Raw genomic sequence first — 15,514 nt, forward strand, 5'->3', positions numbered from 1 at the left:
CTACAACTCCGCTGTGAACCTGCTTCCAATCGAATCCAATCTTATCATGACGAACCCAACTGTTTCTGCCAGTCTGTTTAGCGCCATCGAGATGGCCCCACGCGACCCGATCCTGGGCATCACCGAAGCATTTAACGCGGACCAGAATCCCGCCAAAATCAATCTGGGCGTCGGCGTCTATTATGACGACAACGGCAAAGTGCCTCTGTTAGCTTGCGTACGCAAGGCAGAAGCCATCCTGATCGAACAGGCAGCCCCACGCACCTACCTGCCGATCGAAGGCCTCGCCGCCTACGACAAGGCTGTGCAAGAACTCGTATTTGGCGCCGATAGCGCCGTAATTCAAGAGCGCCGCGCCGTGACCGTGCAAGCCATCGGCGGCACGGGCGCGTTGAAGATCGGTGCCGACTTCCTGCAGCGCTTCGCGCCGGGTGCCCAGGTCTACATCAGCGACCCAAGCTGGGAAAACCACCGCGCGCTGTTCGAGAACGCCGGTTTCGTCGTGAATAACTACACGTATTACGATGCCGCCACCCATGGCGTGAACTTCGACGGCATGCTGGCCAGCCTGAACGCCATGCCAGCCGGTTCCATCGTCGTGCTGCACGCCTGCTGCCACAACCCGACCGGCGCCGACCTGAGCGTGGCCCAGTGGGATCAGATCATCAGCGTGGTGACCTCGCGCGGCCTGGTGCCGTTCCTGGACATGGCCTATCAAGGCTTCGCCAACGGCATCGCCGAAGACGGCGCCGTGGTGCGCCGCTTCGCCGACGCGGGCGGCCCGCTGCTGGTATCGAACTCGTTCTCGAAATCGTTCTCGCTGTACGGCGAGCGCGTGGGCGCCCTGAGCGTCGTCGCCGCCAGCGCCGACGAAGCGGCACGCCTGCTGTCGCAACTGAAGCGCGTCGTGCGCACCAACTACTCGAACCCGCCGGTACACGGCGGCAAGGTGGTCGCCACCGTCCTGGCCACGCCGGAACTGCGCCAGCTGTGGGAAGAGGAACTGGCCGGCATGCGCGTGCGCATCCGCGAAATGCGCAATGCCTTCGTGGAAAAGCTGAAAGCCAAGGCGCCAGGCCACGACTTCGAATTCGTGCGCCAGCAAATCGGCATGTTCTCGTACTCGGGCTTGACCAAGGAGCAGGTGGCGTCGCTGCGCGAGCAATCGATCTACGCCGTCGACACGGGCCGTATTTGCGTGGCAGCATTGAATTCGCGCAATATCGACATCGTTATTGACGCGATCGCCAAAGTGCTTTAAGATCTTGCTTCTTCGGCGCTGCATGCAAGTGTGGCGCTGATGGCGGTAGAAAGTCGGCGATGGCCATGTTTGTGAAGATGCAGTAGCGGTCTTGCAAATATGGAACAAACGACATATAATATTGCCTCTTTTCCCTGATAGCTCAGTTGGTAGAGCGACGGACTGTTAATCCGCAGGTCCCTGGTTCGAGTCCAGGTCGGGGAGCCAGAATTCGGAAGGCCACGTTGAAAAACGTGGCCTTTTTTGTTTTGCGCCGCCGGTGCGCAGCTTGGGGCAGGATAAGATTTTCCCTATGGAAATCTGGACAGCGCCAAGTTTGGCCTATATAATACGGCCTCTTTTCCCTGATAGCTCAGTTGGTAGAGCGACGGACTGTTAATCCGCAGGTCCCTGGTTCGAGTCCAGGTCGGGGAGCCAGAATTCGGAAGGCCATGTTGAAAAACATGGCCTTTTTTGTTTTCCGCCGCCGCCAGCGGGGCTTGCCTGTGCGTAATCGCGTTTTGCGCTATCCTGAATGTATCACTTCAGGAGCACCTTCCCATGACTTGTACCTCCGCCTTGCGCCACATCGTCCTGTGCGACTTCCTCGATGGCATCACGTCTGCCAAGCATGCCGAGCTCGTCTACGAGTTTTCCCAGCTGAAACACCGCATTCCCGGCGTGCGGCAATTCGAATGGGGGCCGAACGTCAGCCCGGAAGGCCTCGACGACGGCTTTACCGATTGCTTTACCCTGACCTTCGATGATGCCGCCGCCCGCGATGGGTACCTGACCCATGCGGCCCACCTGGCCTTTGTCGAGCAGCTCAAGCCATGGCTGGGCCGGGTGCTGGTCTTTGACTACTACCCGCAAGAGCATCCCGGCTGACCGACGGGCAAGGTGAAGCCGGGAAAATATACATTTTTCTGGGGGAAATCTGGACATCGTAAAATTTCCCCTATAGAATGCGGCCTCTTTTCCCTGATAGCTCAGTTGGTAGAGCGACGGACTGTTAATCCGCAGGTCCCTGGTTCGAGTCCAGGTCGGGGAGCCAGAACACGCAGTAGCAGAAAGCCCAGCCTTCACCGGTTGGGCTTTTTGCATTTCAGGGCCGGCGCAGACGCCCGTGTCGCCTGCTCTTGATCCACCGCATGGACCGCCAGGCATCTGGCGCTATGCTGGAAGAGACAAGGCGTTGGCGGCTCTGTCATCGCTTGCAATTTCCGGGAGGGGCTGACATGGATGACATCGCGCGCGCCGGACCGGCGACGATCGTGCTCGTGCATGGTGGTTTTGTCGACGGGTCCGGCTGGGAAGGCGTTTACCGGGCACTGCGTGACGAAGGCTGTCACGTTGCCATTGTGCAAAACCCAACGCTATCGCTGGCGGACGACGTGGCCGCGACGGGCCGGGTCATCGCCGCAGTGCCTGGTCCCGTGGTCCTGGTCGGTCATTCGTATGGGGGCGCCGTGGTCACGCAAGCGGGGAACGATCCCAAGGTCAAGGCATTGGTCTACATCGCGGCGTTTGTGCCCGATCAAGGGGAGTCAGTCGATTCCTTGCTGAAGAATGCCCCGCCTGGCGCGCCGGTGCCGCCGATCTTGCCGCCGCACGATGGCTTCCTGCTGCTCGACCAGAAAAAGTTTGCGGCCGCCTTTGCCGCCGATGTCCCCAGGCACAAGGCCAACTTCATGGCGGCATCGCAAGTGCCCTGGGGGATGGCTGCCTTGACGGGCGTGGTCAGCGCGCCAGCGTGGAGGAGCAAGCCCAGCTGGTACCTGGTCGCGACCGGGGACCAGATGATTGCACCGGCGATGCAGCGCCAGATGTCGGAACGGGCGGGCTCGACGGTGGTCGAAGTTGCCGGCAGCCATGCCATTTACATTTCGCAAGCCCACGCCGTGGCGTCGCTGATTAGCAAGGCTGCGGCGAGCATTGCCGGCGACTAGGCCGGCAGTGCGCCGGCCAGCCTGTCGGCCCCCGAAAAGGGCCCCATGTCATGGGGCGTTGCATCAGGGCTTGGCAGTCGCATCCAAGGTCTTGATGATGGCTTCTTGAAATTGCACCGGTTCATCCTGGTGTATCTGATGCCCGGAATGCTCGAAGAAAAACAAGCCCTTCCTTGGCGCCTTCAAGGTGTCGAAATACGCTTGCGTGATCCTGGTCGAGGTCTGGATATCGTTTTTGCCGACGAAGAAATACACGGGGCAGTCAACGCTCTTCAAGGTCTTGGGCAAATCAATGTTCATGACCTCGTTCCAGACGGGCGACCAGGTCTTTGACCATTGCAGAAAACCCGTCTTGAAACCTTCGCTCGTCGCAAATGCCTTGCCATCCTTGTAAAAAAGCCATTTCCGTAAATAAAACATGCTTTCGTCACTCGCAAACGGAAAACTGATGCTGTTCAGCTCCTGGCTGGCGACGGCATTGTCCTTGAAGTGCACTTTCAAGGCTTGCAGCAATTCTTTCTCGCTTTCCAGCTGGCTCACGACAGGATTCGACGCGAAATAGGCATGCAGCAGTTCCGGGTGACGCTTGACGATATCAAAGCCCAGGACGTTGCCCCAGGAACTGCCCAGCAAGTATATTTTGTCCTGCTTTAACTCCTTGCGCAGAAATTGGATGACTTGATACGTGTCCTGCTCCATCTGCCCGACGGACGGCTGCGTGGGGGAGGGATTCAGTTTCAAGGTTTTTCCGGCATCCCGCTGGTCCCATTGCACAATCGTAAATCTGCTTTTCAGGAGATTCGTAAAGGCATCCGCCCCCTTGATCATGGAGCTTCCCGGGCCGCCGGATAAAAACAGCAGCACGGGCTTGTTCGCGTCGTCCGTCTTGATTTCCACCACTTGCTTGATGCCGCCAATATCGGGTGTCAGGGTGGTGGTGACTTCCGCGGAAGCGGGTGTCGCTGCCGCAGTGGTTTGCGCCTTGCATGCGTAGAAGGGAATCAGGGCGGTCAAGAGCACTGCCAATGTCATTTTTTTTATCATGGTGTCAGGGTCGGTTTCAGGTTGCTTGCACCGGCGCATTCTGCGCCGCAGTTGAACAGCTAATTTATCGCATGGTTTCCAGCGGGTACGTCGACATGCCTCCTCGTTTAAAAGTTGGGTTTATGAAAATCATTGACGTTGCCCGGCATGCAGCCGCAACGCTTCCAGCGCCAGATAAGCGGCTTGCAATTGCGCGGCGATGGCGGCCAGGCCGCTTGCCGCGGGCGCGGGCGGATCGCCGTGGTAAGCCGTGCCGTACTTCGCATGCACGCCGCCTTGCGCGCGCATCGCTTGCAACTGCGCCGCTGTGGCGGCGATGCCGAAGCGGGGCAATACATCGCTGAAGAGGATGTCGGGCAATTGCTTATAGTTAATTAACTGCAGCTGGCCTGCCGCCGCATGGGACCGGGCGGCGTCGAACAGGCTGGCCAGCACGAGGCCCGTATAGCCATCGAGATCGCCCGGCGCCAGCTGGTGTGCGGGCAGCGGCAGCTGTGCCGGGTGCAGCATGCCGGGCACCATCTGCGGGCCGCGCTGGCGCTGGTGCGAGGCCAGCACGGCCAGCGGTTCGCGGTAGACGAACAGGCAGGGCGTGCCGGGAAACGCTTGCCGCAGCAAGTCCAGGCTGTGGATGTGCCAGCAGTCGAACTTGATGAACAAGTGCGTCTGTGCGCCGGAACGGCGCTGGCCCAGGGCCAGGATGGCCTGGCGCAGCAGGGCCACGCTGGCCGCCGGGTCGGCGCCGTCGTGATGCAGGCGCAGCAGCGAGTCGATGACGGGCGGCTCGGACATGACGATGCATTGCGGCAAGGACGCCAACAGCTGGCTCAGCAGGGTCGAGCCGCAGCGCGAGACATGGAAGATGAAGGCGTCGGGCGCCAGGCAATCGCCGAGCGTCGCCAGCGCCGCCAGCGGCGTGCGGCAGACGCGGCGCTCCCCGTGCGGCTGGCGCGCCAGGGTATTGACAAAGAAGGCGTCGCTGAAGGGTGTTTCCCCCAATTTGCGCCAGCACATGGCGGCGTCCGCCCATGTTTCGCCCCGCTCCACGTACAGCGGATACCAGCCGCGCAGGTCCATGCCCTCGTGCCACGGCACCGTCTCGCCCCTGGCCAGCAAGCGCTCCTGCTGGGCCAGGCCTGGCGCGGCGCTCACGGCGCGTTCCCGTCGGCCAGGGCAGCCAGCGCGCTGGCCAGCGCCAGGCTGGCGGGCGAGGGCGATAGCCGCAACTGGGCGATGACGGCCCGCACATTGCCATCGTTGATGCTGGGGTCGCCATACCTGTGGGGCGCTTTCGGCACGAAGCCGGCCGAGGCGAACAGCGCTTCGAGCCAGGCATTGCTGATGCAGTCGAGCACGAGGTGGATGCGCGGCGTCGTGCCCCGGTTGTGCACCGCGTGCAGGCAGCTGGCATCCATGTACCAGGCGTGCCCGGCCGTGAAGTGGACGGTTGCGCCATCGATGGTAAACAGCACCTGCGGCGAGGTGTGGATGGGGACATGGATGCGGACCAGGCCATCGGCCAGCGACATGCCGGCGTCGCGGTGCTCGCGGATGAGGGTGCCCGGCGCCAGCGCCATCAGGCGCGCGGCGTGAAGCTCGCATGCGAAGCTGGCAAGCACCTCGCGCAGGCAGGGGCAGCGCGCCAGTTGCGGCGTGGCGGCATAGGCGGGGCCGTTGACGGGCATGATATCGCCGGCTGCTCCGCCGGGCGAGCGCAGCGGTATGCAGCTCCAGCCCGTGTCATAGGCGCCCGTGTTGAAATGGCTGATCCACTCGCCGGCGGCGAACTGGTCGCTGTCACCCTGCATGCGCGCCACGTCGAAGCGCAGCGGCAGTTGCAGCCAGGTGCTGGGGGTATGTTGCGCCGGCACTATGGCGCGCTCCATTCCAGTTGCTCCTGCACCTCGTTTTCCCCGCGCAGGCGAAAGCCCAGCCGCTGGTACAGTGCGCGCGCGGCGGCGTTGCTTTTGTTGACGGCAAGGTGGATCTGCCATTGCTCCGCAGCGGCTTGCGCCTGCAGGCCGCGCAGCACGGCGCTGCCGGCGCCCTGGCCTTGCGCGGCGGGCAGGATGGCGATGTCGACCAGGTGCAGCACCTGATTCCGGCGCTCCAGGATCAGGCGTCCGATGGGCGTGTCGCCGTGCTGCAGCACCAGGTACACGGCGTGCGGATACGTCTGGCGATAGCCGTGGCTTTGCATGCGCTGCTGCATGGCGATCAGCTGTTCGATGACGGCGGGCGCGGCCGGCATCTGGCGCAAGTCGTCGCGGGTGGAGCCGTACAGCGCGGCGGCAAAGCCCTCGTCGTCGTCGCGCTGGACGCGCAACTGGTAGGGGGCGGGCAGGCTGGCGAGGGCGGAAAGCGGCAAGGCGTGCATCGGTGCTCCGGTAGGTGGTTGCGATGGCGGCAAATGAGCAGGCATGTATTTATTTGCTATGCTGCCAATTTTTCCGCGTACTTGCAATCATTTCAAGGAGGCCGCCATGCATTCTGTCTTTATCCCGCCTTGCCCGTGGAGTCGCGCGTGAATCCGGCGCGCGCGGAACTGGCCGCCATTGCGGCCGCGCTGTGCGATCCGCAGCGCTCCCTGGCCAGCCTGGTCGGCGAAACGGTGCAGCTGCGCCAGCTCGTCGAGCGCCATTCTCGCCTGTCCATGGACCGGCAGGACGGCTTGCGCGATGGCGAAAGTTTTCTGCCCAGCGGCTGGGCCATCTCGCCCGTGCAGGCGGGACTGTGCGCGCGCGAGCCGTACCGCAGCGCCGCCTTCATCCAGGGCCTGGCGCAGGCCGTGCGCGAGCGCCTGGACGTGAGCGGCGGGCAGCCAGTGCGGGTGTTGTACGCGGGTTGCGGCCCGTTCGCCCTGCTGGCCTTGCCGGTGATGGCCGTGCTGGATGCGCAGTTGGTGCAGTTTTCCATCCTCGACGTGCATGCCGAGACCCTGGCGTATGCGCGCGACCTGATTGCCGCCCTGGGCCTGGACAGCCACGTCGCCGAGTACCTTTGCGCCGACGCGGCCGCCTGCCGCATTCCTGCCGGCGGCATGCCGGACGTGATCGTCAGCGAAACCATGAATACGGCGCTGGGCAAGGAGCCGCAGGTGGCCATCCTGCGCAATTTGCACGCGCAAGCGCCCGCGGCGACGCTGCTGCCGGCGGCCGTCACCGTGCACCTGGGCCTGGACCGGCGCGCGCCGGATGCGCCGTGCACCGACTGGGGCTGCGTGTTTACCCTCGATGCGGACGCCTTGCGCGCCTGGCAGGATGAAGGGGGGGAGAGCTTGCCGGCCGCCAGCATCCGCCTGCCCGACGTGCTGGAGCAGGCGCCGCGATTGCTGACGCGCATCCGCGTGCATGGCGACATCGTCCTGGGCGACCATGAGTGCAGCCTGAACCTGCCCCTGGCCTTGCCCGGCAAGCCCAGCCTGGCCGGCGGCAGCGTGCTCGACTTCCATTACCGCCTGGGCAGCCAGCCGGGATTGGCGTTTTGCCTGCGCAGAATGCCTGAATCCATGCCGGAATTGCCCAGGGCAGTGTCTCAGTAGTAGTACTACATTGGCAGACTATTTACTTCTGTAGGATAATATGGAACCGGTTCCATCTATGCGCAAATGCAATGTAGCGCAATCATCGAAGTCAATAAAATAACAAGTCTTGCGGGAGTCTCATGAACCATCCAGGCACTGAACCATCTGCAACATCCGTTTCATCCCTTCCCCGCATCAGCCGCCGCCACGCCCTGATCGGCCTGGCTGCCCTGCTGGCGCAGGCCGGTTTCTGGAGCAATCCCCTGTCCGCCGCCATGTCGGCGCCGGCCAGCGCTCCGGCCACCGGCCTGGCGCCCGCCACCATGCTGTTCTACACCTTGTCGCAAACGATCACGGGCCACCGCGACCTGTCCGCCGCGACGGCGGCGCGCATCGAGCAAGCCATGCGCACCAACGTGCCCGGCTTTGCCGACCAGTTGCCACGGCTGGGTGCGCTGCTCGTCACGGGCCAGGAAGCCAAGGCCCTGCTGGCGGCCGCCAGCGCCGCCGATGCGGGTCTGCGCGAGCTGGCCCTGGCCATCGTTGCCGCCTGGTACACAGGCACCGTCGCCGGAAATGCGGCGCAGGGCACGAAATCCATCGTCGTCGCGTATGCGGAAGCGTTGATGTACCGCACGGTGGCCGATGGCCAGGTCGTGCCGACTTACTGCAATTACGGCCCCCTGTGGTGGCTGAAGGCGCCGCCCGCCGTGGGCGTGTCCGCGCCCGTGGCGCCAAAACCCGTACCGGCCCCGGCCACCACCGGCACTCCCGAAACCAAAGGCAAGCAAGCAAAATGAAATCACCCCAATTCAAGAGTAATGGCGACGTCGTCGCCGATGTCGTCATCGTCGGGACCGGCGTCGTCGGCGCCATGATGGCCGACCAGCTGGCCGCACAGGGTCACTCCGTGATCATGCTGGAAGCGGGCTTGCGCATCGAGCGGGGCCAAGCCGTGGAAAACTGGCGCAACATGCCGTTCGAGAACCGCGTCGGTTCCGACTTCCAGGGCCTGTATCCGCAGGCGGACAACGCGCCCGCGCCGCTGTATTTTCCAAAAAACAACTATGTGGAATTGTCCGGCCCCAGCGGCAGCAGTTTCCAGCAGGGCTACCTGCGCACGGTGGGCGGCACGACCTGGCACTGGGCTGCGTCGTGCTGGCGCCATTTGCCGTCCGACATGCGCATGAAAAGCGATTACGGGGTAGGGCGCGACTGGGCCATCTCCTACGATGAGCTGGAACCGTACTATTGCCGCGCCGAGCAGGAAATGGGCGTGGCCGGCCCCAACGATCCCGCGCTGCAGTCGCCCAGCGAGCGCAGCGCGCCGTATCCGATGGACATGGTGCCCTGGGGCTATGGCGACAAGCGCTTTGCCGAAGTGGTCAACCCGCACGGCTACCGTTCCGTGCCGATTCCGCAAGGCCGCTCGACGCGCCCATGGCAGGGACGCCCGACTTGCTGCGGCAATAACAATTGCCAGCCGATCTGCCCCATCGGCGCCATGTACAACGGCATCCACCACGTGGAGCGGGCCGAGCTGAAGGGCGCTGGTGTGCTGGCCGAGGCCGTCGTCTACCGCATTGACACGGACCACAACAACCGCGTGACGGCCGTGCACTGGTATGACGCGAAGAAACAGTCGCACATGGCGACCGGCAAGGCCTTCGTGATCGCCTGCAATGGCATCGAAACGCCCCGTTTGCTGCTGCTGGCGGCGAACCAGAACAATCCGAACGGCATCGCCAACAGTTCCGACCAGGTGGGCCGCAACATGATGGACCACTCGGGTTTCCACTGTACTTTCCTCGCCAATGAACCGATCTGGACGGGCCGCGGCCCGGCGCAGAGCAGCTGCCTGGTGGGGCCGCGCGATGGCGCCTTCCGCGCGCAGTATTCGGCCAACAAGATGATCTTGAACAATATCACCCGCGTTGGACCTGCTACCCAGCAATCCTTGAAGCTGGGCCTGGTGGGCAAGGATCTCGACGATGAAATCCGCCGCCGCGCCGCGTTCGGCGTGGACCTGTCGATCAGCCTGGAGCCGCTGCCGGAAGCGCACAACCGTTTGACCTTGAGCAAGACGCGCAAGGACCCGCTGGGCCTGGCCTGCCCGGACATCTACTATGACGTGGGCGACTATGTGCGCGATGGCGCGAAGGCCGCGCATGCGCAGCTGGAGCACATCGGCAAGCTGTTCGGCGCCGTGGAATTCCATATCACCGACAGCCTGAACGCGAATAACCACATCATGGGCGGCGTCATCATGGGTTCCAATCGCGCCGATTCCGTGGTCGACGGCAATTGCCGCGCCCACGATCACGCCAACCTGTGGCTGCCGGGCGGCGGCGCCATGCCGTCGGCCAGCGTCGTCAACACCACCCTCAGCATGGCCGCGCTCGGTTTGCGCGCGGCCGACGACATCGCCCGCACCCTGGCAAGGGAGGCAGCATGATGCGCCGCCTGTCCTTCGCTCTTGGCCTGGCCTTGCTGGCCGGCGGCGCCATCGCTGCCGTGCCTGCCTCGGCGCCGCCCGTCACCCTGACGCCGGACCGTCCCGCCGCGCCGGCGGCCGCCAAGCCCGATGCGCGCCTCGAGCGGGGCCGCTACCTGGCCATCGCGGCCGACTGCATGGCTTGCCATACGGCAGCGGGCGGCAAGCCGTACGCGGGCGGCTACGCCATCGATTCGCCCCTGGGCACGATTTACGCGACGAATATCACGCCTTCGAAACAAGGCGGCATCGGCCGCTACACGGAAGCCGACTTTGCGCGCGCGCTGCGCGAAGGCGTGCGCGCCGATGGCAGCCATCTGTATCCCGCCATGCCCTACACCAGCTATGCGCAGCTGACGGATGCGGACGTGGGCGACCTGTATTACTACTTCATGCAGGCCGTTCAACCTGTCGACGCTCCGGCGCGCCAGACGGCCTTGCCATTCCCGTTCAATGTGCGCTTGTCGATGCTGGGCTGGAATACCTTGTTCCTGGACAATAAACGCTTTGTGCCGGACCCCACGAAGAGCGCGCAGATCAACCGCGGCGCCTACCTGGCCGAAGGCTTGGCGCACTGCAGCGCCTGCCATACGCCGCGCAACGCGCTGATGGCGGAAATCGGCAGCCAGACCCTGGCGGGCGCGTCGCTCGGTTCCTGGCATGCGCCGAACATCACGTCCGACAAGGTCAGCGGCATCGGCGCGTGGACGGATGCGGAACTCACGGCTTACCTGAAGACGGGCCACGTGGAAGGCAAGGGGCAGGCGGCGGGCGGCATGGCCGAAGCCATCCAGAACAGCCTGCAGTTTTTGCGCGACGACGACGTGGCCGCCATCGTGGCCTGGCTGCGCACGGTGCCGCCCGTGCGCGCGCAGGGGCAGACGCAAGCTGCCTTCAGCCATGGCAGCGCCGCCAGCGAAGAGCCGCTGCTGCGCGGCATGGCCAGTTCCACCGAGCGCCATTCGCTTAACAGCGGCGCGATCCTGTTTTCCGGCTACTGCGCCAGCTGCCATTCGGCCAGCGGTGCCGGCAGCACGGGCCAGGCCTATCCCGCCCTGTTCAACAACACGGCGACGGGCGGTAGCACGCCGGCCAACCTGGTCTCGGCCATCTTGTTTGGCGTAGAGCGCAAGATCGAAGGGGAAGAGCATGAAGCGTTCATGCCCCGTTTCGACCAGCGTTCGTATGTGCAACCCTTGACGGACGAGCAGATCGCCGCTATCGCCAATTACGTGCTGAAGCAGTATGGCAATCCGGATGTGTCCGTCACGCCCGCGTATGTGGCGCAGGCGCGCAGCGGCGGCGAGAAACCCGTGCTGGCGCGGGCACAACCGTTTATGCTGCCGGGCGGCATCGTGGGAATCTTGCTGTTGATCGCGCTGTTTGTGTGGCTGCGCAGGCGCCGCCAGCGCAAGGAATAAGTACGCCTATCAAAACCTACTGCGCGTCGTAATTTGCGGTCTGCGATGCTCACTGTACCTTCGTACAGTTGCGCTTCTCAACCACAACTTCCTTCCGCTCGCTACGGTTTTGTTAGGCGTTATAAGTGTCGAAACGGCGGCGAATATGAACGTTGGGCGCAACTTGCAGTAAAATGCAGGCTGAAAAATGGTTACGAGCAATCGTAGCCATTTTTTATTCTGGCCCGATCCCGGCAATTGTTTTCGTCTTATTTGAAAATTGACAATGTCCCATTCCCTGCATCACCAATTTTTGCGTTTCGCCGCCGTCGGCGCTTCCGGCACGGCCGTGCAATACAGCGTGCTGTGGGGTGGCGTGGAATGGGCCGGCATCAGTGCCGCCGCCGCGTCCGGCATCGGCTACATCCTCGGTTCCATCGTCAACTACCTCCTCAATTACTTTTTCACGTTCAAGAGCGACAAGGGCCATGGCGAGGCGGCCAGCAAGTATTTCACCCTGCTGGGCATCGGCTGGTGCATCAATACGGGCCTGATGTGGCTGCTGGTACACCAGCTGGGCTGGTATTACTGGCTGGCGCAGGTGCTGGCGACGGGAATCGGGCTGGTCTGGAATTTCGCGGGCAGCCGCTGGTGGGCCTTCAAGCCGGCGGGCGCAGCGGGAAAGTAGTCATTTCGTCATAAAAAGAGGCGCACTGGCCACACGCAGGCGCCCGGTTTTACCAAAACAAGGGGTTAATCATGCAGTTCCTGGAACGCTATTTCAAACTGAAGGACAACGGAACCAATGTGCGCACGGAGCTGCTGGCCGGCCTGACCACGTTCCTGACGATGGCCTACATCATCTTCGTCAACCCGTCCATCCTCGGCGACGCGGGCATGCCGAAAGACTCCGTTTTTGTTGCCACCTGCCTGGCGGCCGCCATCGGCACCCTGATCATGGGTCTGTACGCGAACTACCCGATCGCGCTGGCGCCGGGCATGGGCTTGAATGCGTATTTCTCGTACACGGTGGTCAAGGGCATGGGCATGAGCTGGGAAGTGGCGCTGGGCGCCGTCTTCATTTCCGGCTGCCTGTTCATCCTGGTCAGCCTGTTCAAGGTGCGCGAGATGATCATCAACAGCATCCCGCCCGCGCTGCGCACGGCCATCACCGTCGGTATCGGCCTGTTCCTGGCGATCATTTCCCTGAAAAGCGCCGGCGTGGTGGTGTCTAACCCGGCCACCATCATCGCGCTGGGCGACTTGCACCAGGCGGCGCCCATCCTGGCCATCCTCGGCTTTTTCATCATCGTCGCGCTGGACCGCCTGAAAGTGCCGGGCGCCATCCTGATCGGCATCCTCACCATCACCGTTGCCAGCTTCTTCTTTGGCGGCAACCAGTTCAACGGCATCGTTTCGACGCCGCCCGCCATCGAGCCGACCTTGTTCAAGCTCGACATCATGGGCGCGCTGTCGATCGGCATCGTCAACGTGGTGCTGGTATTTTTCCTGGTGGAATTGTTCGATGCGACGGGCACCCTGATGGGCGTGGCCAACCGCGCCGGCTTGTTAAAAGACGGCAAGATGGAACGCATGAACAAGGCCTTGCTGGCCGACAGCACGGCGATCGCGGCAGGCGCCTGCCTGGGGACGTCGAGCACCACGGCCTTCGTGGAAAGCGCTGCCGGCGTGCAAGCGGGCGGCCGCACGGGCTTGACGGCCGTGGCCGTTGCATTGCTGTTCCTGGGCAGCCTGTTCTTCGCCCCGCTGGCGCACACGGTGCCGCCGTACGCGACGGCGCCGGCGCTGCTGTACGTGGCGTGCCTGATGCTGCGCGAACTGACTTTCATCGACTGGGATGACAGCACGGAAAGCATTCCTGCCGCCATCACGGCCTTGATGATGCCCTTTACGTATTCCGTGGCCAGCGGCGTTGCGTTCGGCTTCATCACCTATGCGGTATTGAAACTGTTGACGGGCAAGGGCAAGCAAGTGTCCGTGGTGGCTTACATCATCGCCGCCATCTTCCTGTTCAAGTTTATCTACCTGGGCGAATAGCGGGGAGGGCAGGGCCGGAGCCGCGCGTCCGGTACTGCTATCGAAAAAGCGGCAATCGCAAAAAGGCCGCCCGTGCATCCGCAGGGGCGGCCTTTTTTGATGACGGGGCCTACATCAGCAGCGCGGCCACCAGGTCTTTCCTGTCGTCGCTGGCGCTGCCGTCGAAGCGCAAGGCCGCTTCCACGTGCGACAGGTGCTCGACCATCAGGCGCGCCGCCAGGTCCGCGTCGCCGTTGCGCGCCGCCTCGAGAAAGCGGCCGTGTTCGTCGTACGAGCAGGCGGCGGCATGGCCGGACTGGTACAGCATGGTGATGAGCGAGCTGCGGCCCACCAGTTCGCGCACGATGTCGCGCAGGACGGCGTTGCCGGCGATATCGGCCAGCAAGACGTGGAAGTCGCCCAGCAGTTGCGAACGCAGCGGCGTCGCTTGCGCCAGCGCCAGGCGTTCCGCCTTCAGGTGGCGCTCCAGCATCCGGTAGTCGGCAGGCTTGGCCCGCGCGACGAATTCGCGCGCCAGGGCCGCTTCGATGACGCGCCGCGCGGCAAAGATGTCGCGCGCCTCCGCCTCGGTCGGCTGGCTGACGAAGGCGCCCTTGTCGGGCACCATGCGGATCAGTTTATCTTTCGAAAGAATGAGCAGGGCGGCGCGGATCTTGGTGCGGCTGACGCCATACAGCCGGCACAGCGCTTCTTCGCGCAGCCGGGTGCCGGGCGGCAATTGGCGCGCCACGATGGCGGCCGCCATATGCTCGGCAATTTCCGCCGAGCTGTCGCCGCTGCCGGGTTTGTCCACCAGGGTTGCGCTTGATTCTGTCATGTCGGGTGAGAGCAGTAAGCCAGGGGCAAGGTGAGCTTGCAAGCGCATGTCCGCGCGGCGGCGTGGTTGACGCCCCGTTGCCGGCATGCCGTTGTGCGCCTTCCATATCGGCAAGGCCTGGCTATTCTACTATCTTGCGTGGCACCGCGCAGACGGGCGCAGCCATCTGGCGAGGCTGGCTCGCCGGTAGCCTGTTTTGCTGCTCATGCAGCAACCATGTCGTAACGACTGGACATGGGAAATTTTGACGTATATAATTCGGCCTCCTTTCCCTGATAGCTCAGTTGGTAGAGCGACGGACTGTTAATCCGCAGGTCCCTGGTTCGAGTCCAGGTCGGGGAGCCAGAACAAGCAGCAGCAAAGGGCCACGTGGCAACACGTGGCCCTTTTGTCATGCGCGCACGGTTTCCGTTCACGCTGGCCATGCCGTGTTAGCGGCGTGCGCGACGCCGGCCCGCTGCTGGCAGGGGGCGCGCAGTGTTTCCCGGATCAGGGATCGACAAACACGTCGAAACGCACCTTGAGCGGGCTGCCCCACGAGATTTCCACCCAGGCCCGGAAGCCGCCGTTGTATGGCGCAATGTTGTACACGGCCATGCGGGCGGCGCCAATGAAACGATCCTGGGCAGTGGCGCCGTATTCGCTGATGTTGAGGAAGACGCGCGAATTGGCTTTCACGTTGGCATTGGCGAAGTTGACCGAAGGATGCACGCCGTTGGCCGTCCACGTGTAGTAGGTGGTGAAGGCGGCGGGGCTCAGGTTCAAGTCCTGCGCGGCCGCGCCTTTGGCGCTTTGGCCTTCCTGTTCCATCGGCAGCTCGGTTTCTTCCAGTGCCAGGTTGCTGCCGGTGCGATGTTCTACTTTCATTTCCATGATGTACTCCTGATCGATAGTTTGGACGCCGCGCCTGTCGTCGTGCGGCAAGACGCCCTATCTGTTGCCGTGACGGCCAGTGTCACGTCCTGGCTGATAAGGTAGCCGCCTGCTCC

Annotated in this window: 15 protein-coding genes and 4 tRNA genes; 13 read left to right on the forward strand and 6 right to left on the reverse strand. The window is 63.4% G+C overall.

Annotated features, from left to right (window positions below):
- The first annotated feature begins 46 nt into the window (after window positions 1–46).
- From O3301_RS09545 to O3301_RS09570, 6 genes are all read left to right on the forward strand, one after another.
- Window positions 47–1,261 carry an amino acid aminotransferase gene (locus tag O3301_RS09545; protein WP_180278725.1) on the forward strand — a complete coding sequence of 405 codons (1,215 nt, stop codon included), beginning with the start codon at window positions 47–49 and terminating at the stop codon, window positions 1,259–1,261.
- A 131-nt stretch (window positions 1,262–1,392) separates the two neighbouring features.
- Window positions 1,393–1,468 (forward strand) — tRNA-Asn (locus O3301_RS09550).
- Window positions 1,469–1,602: 134 nt separating this feature from the next.
- A tRNA-Asn gene (locus O3301_RS09555) sits at window positions 1,603–1,678 on the forward strand.
- A gap of 123 nt (window positions 1,679–1,801) precedes the next feature.
- Window positions 1,802–2,128 (forward strand): Dabb family protein, encoded by a 327-nt coding sequence (locus O3301_RS09560; protein WP_289898498.1) that lies wholly within the window; start codon window positions 1,802–1,804, stop codon window positions 2,126–2,128.
- A gap of 90 nt (window positions 2,129–2,218) precedes the next feature.
- Window positions 2,219–2,294: transfer RNA gene (locus O3301_RS09565), tRNA-Asn, on the forward strand.
- Window positions 2,295–2,478: 184 nt separating this feature from the next.
- A complete protein-coding gene (locus tag O3301_RS09570) occupies window positions 2,479–3,189 on the forward strand; it encodes an alpha/beta hydrolase (RefSeq protein WP_305056220.1) in 711 nt (236 codons plus the stop codon).
- 63 nt (window positions 3,190–3,252) lie between these two features.
- Here the strand turns inward: O3301_RS09570 and O3301_RS09575 are convergent, their stop codons facing one another.
- The 4 genes from O3301_RS09575 to O3301_RS09590 form a co-directional block, all read right to left on the reverse strand.
- Window positions 3,253–4,221 carry an alpha/beta fold hydrolase gene (locus O3301_RS09575; RefSeq protein WP_099667104.1) on the reverse strand — a complete coding sequence of 323 codons (969 nt, stop codon included), beginning with the start codon at window positions 4,219–4,221 and terminating at the stop codon, window positions 3,253–3,255.
- A gap of 141 nt (window positions 4,222–4,362) precedes the next feature.
- Complete coding sequence (locus O3301_RS09580; RefSeq protein WP_305056221.1) at window positions 4,363–5,385, reverse strand: sulfotransferase; 1,023 nt, start codon at window positions 5,383–5,385, stop codon at window positions 4,363–4,365.
- A complete protein-coding gene (locus O3301_RS09585) occupies window positions 5,382–6,119 on the reverse strand; it encodes an aspartyl/asparaginyl beta-hydroxylase domain-containing protein (RefSeq protein ID WP_305056222.1) in 738 nt (245 codons plus the stop codon). The genes O3301_RS09580 and O3301_RS09585 overlap by 4 nt, the downstream gene beginning before the upstream one ends.
- The gene (locus tag O3301_RS09590; RefSeq protein ID WP_305056223.1) at window positions 6,104–6,610 is read right to left on the reverse strand and encodes an N-acetyltransferase; all 507 of its coding nucleotides are present in this window, start codon (window positions 6,608–6,610) and stop codon (window positions 6,104–6,106) included. The genes O3301_RS09585 and O3301_RS09590 overlap by 16 nt, the downstream gene beginning before the upstream one ends.
- Before the next feature lie 147 nt (window positions 6,611–6,757).
- On the opposite strand from O3301_RS09590, the gene O3301_RS09595 reads away from it, so the two are divergent.
- The 6 genes from O3301_RS09595 (at window position 6,758) to O3301_RS09620 (ending at window position 13,708) form a co-directional block, all read left to right on the forward strand.
- Window positions 6,758–7,774, forward strand: a complete 1,017-nt coding sequence (locus O3301_RS09595; protein WP_305056224.1) for a hypothetical protein — start codon at window positions 6,758–6,760, stop codon at window positions 7,772–7,774.
- Window positions 7,775–7,896: 122 nt separating this feature from the next.
- Window positions 7,897–8,556, forward strand: a complete 660-nt coding sequence (locus O3301_RS09600) for a sugar dehydrogenase complex small subunit (protein ID WP_305056225.1) — start codon at window positions 7,897–7,899, stop codon at window positions 8,554–8,556.
- On the forward strand, window positions 8,553–10,211 hold the full coding sequence (locus tag O3301_RS09605) for a GMC family oxidoreductase (protein WP_099667110.1): 1,659 nt from the start codon (window positions 8,553–8,555) through the stop codon (window positions 10,209–10,211). The genes O3301_RS09600 and O3301_RS09605 overlap by 4 nt, the downstream gene beginning before the upstream one ends.
- Window positions 10,208–11,671, forward strand: coding sequence for a cytochrome c (locus tag O3301_RS09610; RefSeq protein WP_305056226.1), 1,464 nt, complete (start codon window positions 10,208–10,210; stop codon window positions 11,669–11,671). Before O3301_RS09605 ends, O3301_RS09610 begins: the two co-directional genes overlap by 4 nt.
- 265 nt (window positions 11,672–11,936) lie before the next feature.
- Window positions 11,937–12,338 (forward strand): GtrA family protein, encoded by a 402-nt coding sequence (locus O3301_RS09615; RefSeq protein WP_305056227.1) that lies wholly within the window; start codon window positions 11,937–11,939, stop codon window positions 12,336–12,338.
- Window positions 12,339–12,409: 71 nt separating this feature from the next.
- Entirely contained in the window at window positions 12,410–13,708 is a 1,299-nt protein-coding gene (locus O3301_RS09620; protein ID WP_092606241.1) for an NCS2 family permease, read from the forward strand.
- Window positions 13,709–13,817: 109 nt separating this feature from the next.
- Here the strand turns inward: O3301_RS09620 and O3301_RS09625 are convergent, their stop codons facing one another.
- A complete protein-coding gene (locus O3301_RS09625; RefSeq protein ID WP_099667112.1) occupies window positions 13,818–14,525 on the reverse strand; it encodes a GntR family transcriptional regulator in 708 nt (235 codons plus the stop codon).
- A gap of 269 nt (window positions 14,526–14,794) precedes the next feature.
- On the opposite strand from O3301_RS09625, the gene O3301_RS09630 reads away from it, so the two are divergent.
- Window positions 14,795–14,870 (forward strand) — tRNA-Asn (locus O3301_RS09630).
- A 144-nt stretch (window positions 14,871–15,014) separates the two neighbouring features.
- Here the strand turns inward: O3301_RS09630 and O3301_RS09635 are convergent.
- Window positions 15,015–15,398 carry a hypothetical protein gene (locus O3301_RS09635; protein ID WP_251351372.1) on the reverse strand — a complete coding sequence of 128 codons (384 nt, stop codon included), beginning with the start codon at window positions 15,396–15,398 and terminating at the stop codon, window positions 15,015–15,017.
- Window positions 15,399–15,514: the final 116 nt, after the last annotated feature.

The sequence above is a fragment of the Janthinobacterium sp. SUN211 genome, from assembly GCF_030587315.1.
GTDB classification, from domain to species: domain Bacteria; phylum Pseudomonadota; class Gammaproteobacteria; order Burkholderiales; family Burkholderiaceae_D; genus Janthinobacterium; species Janthinobacterium kumbetense.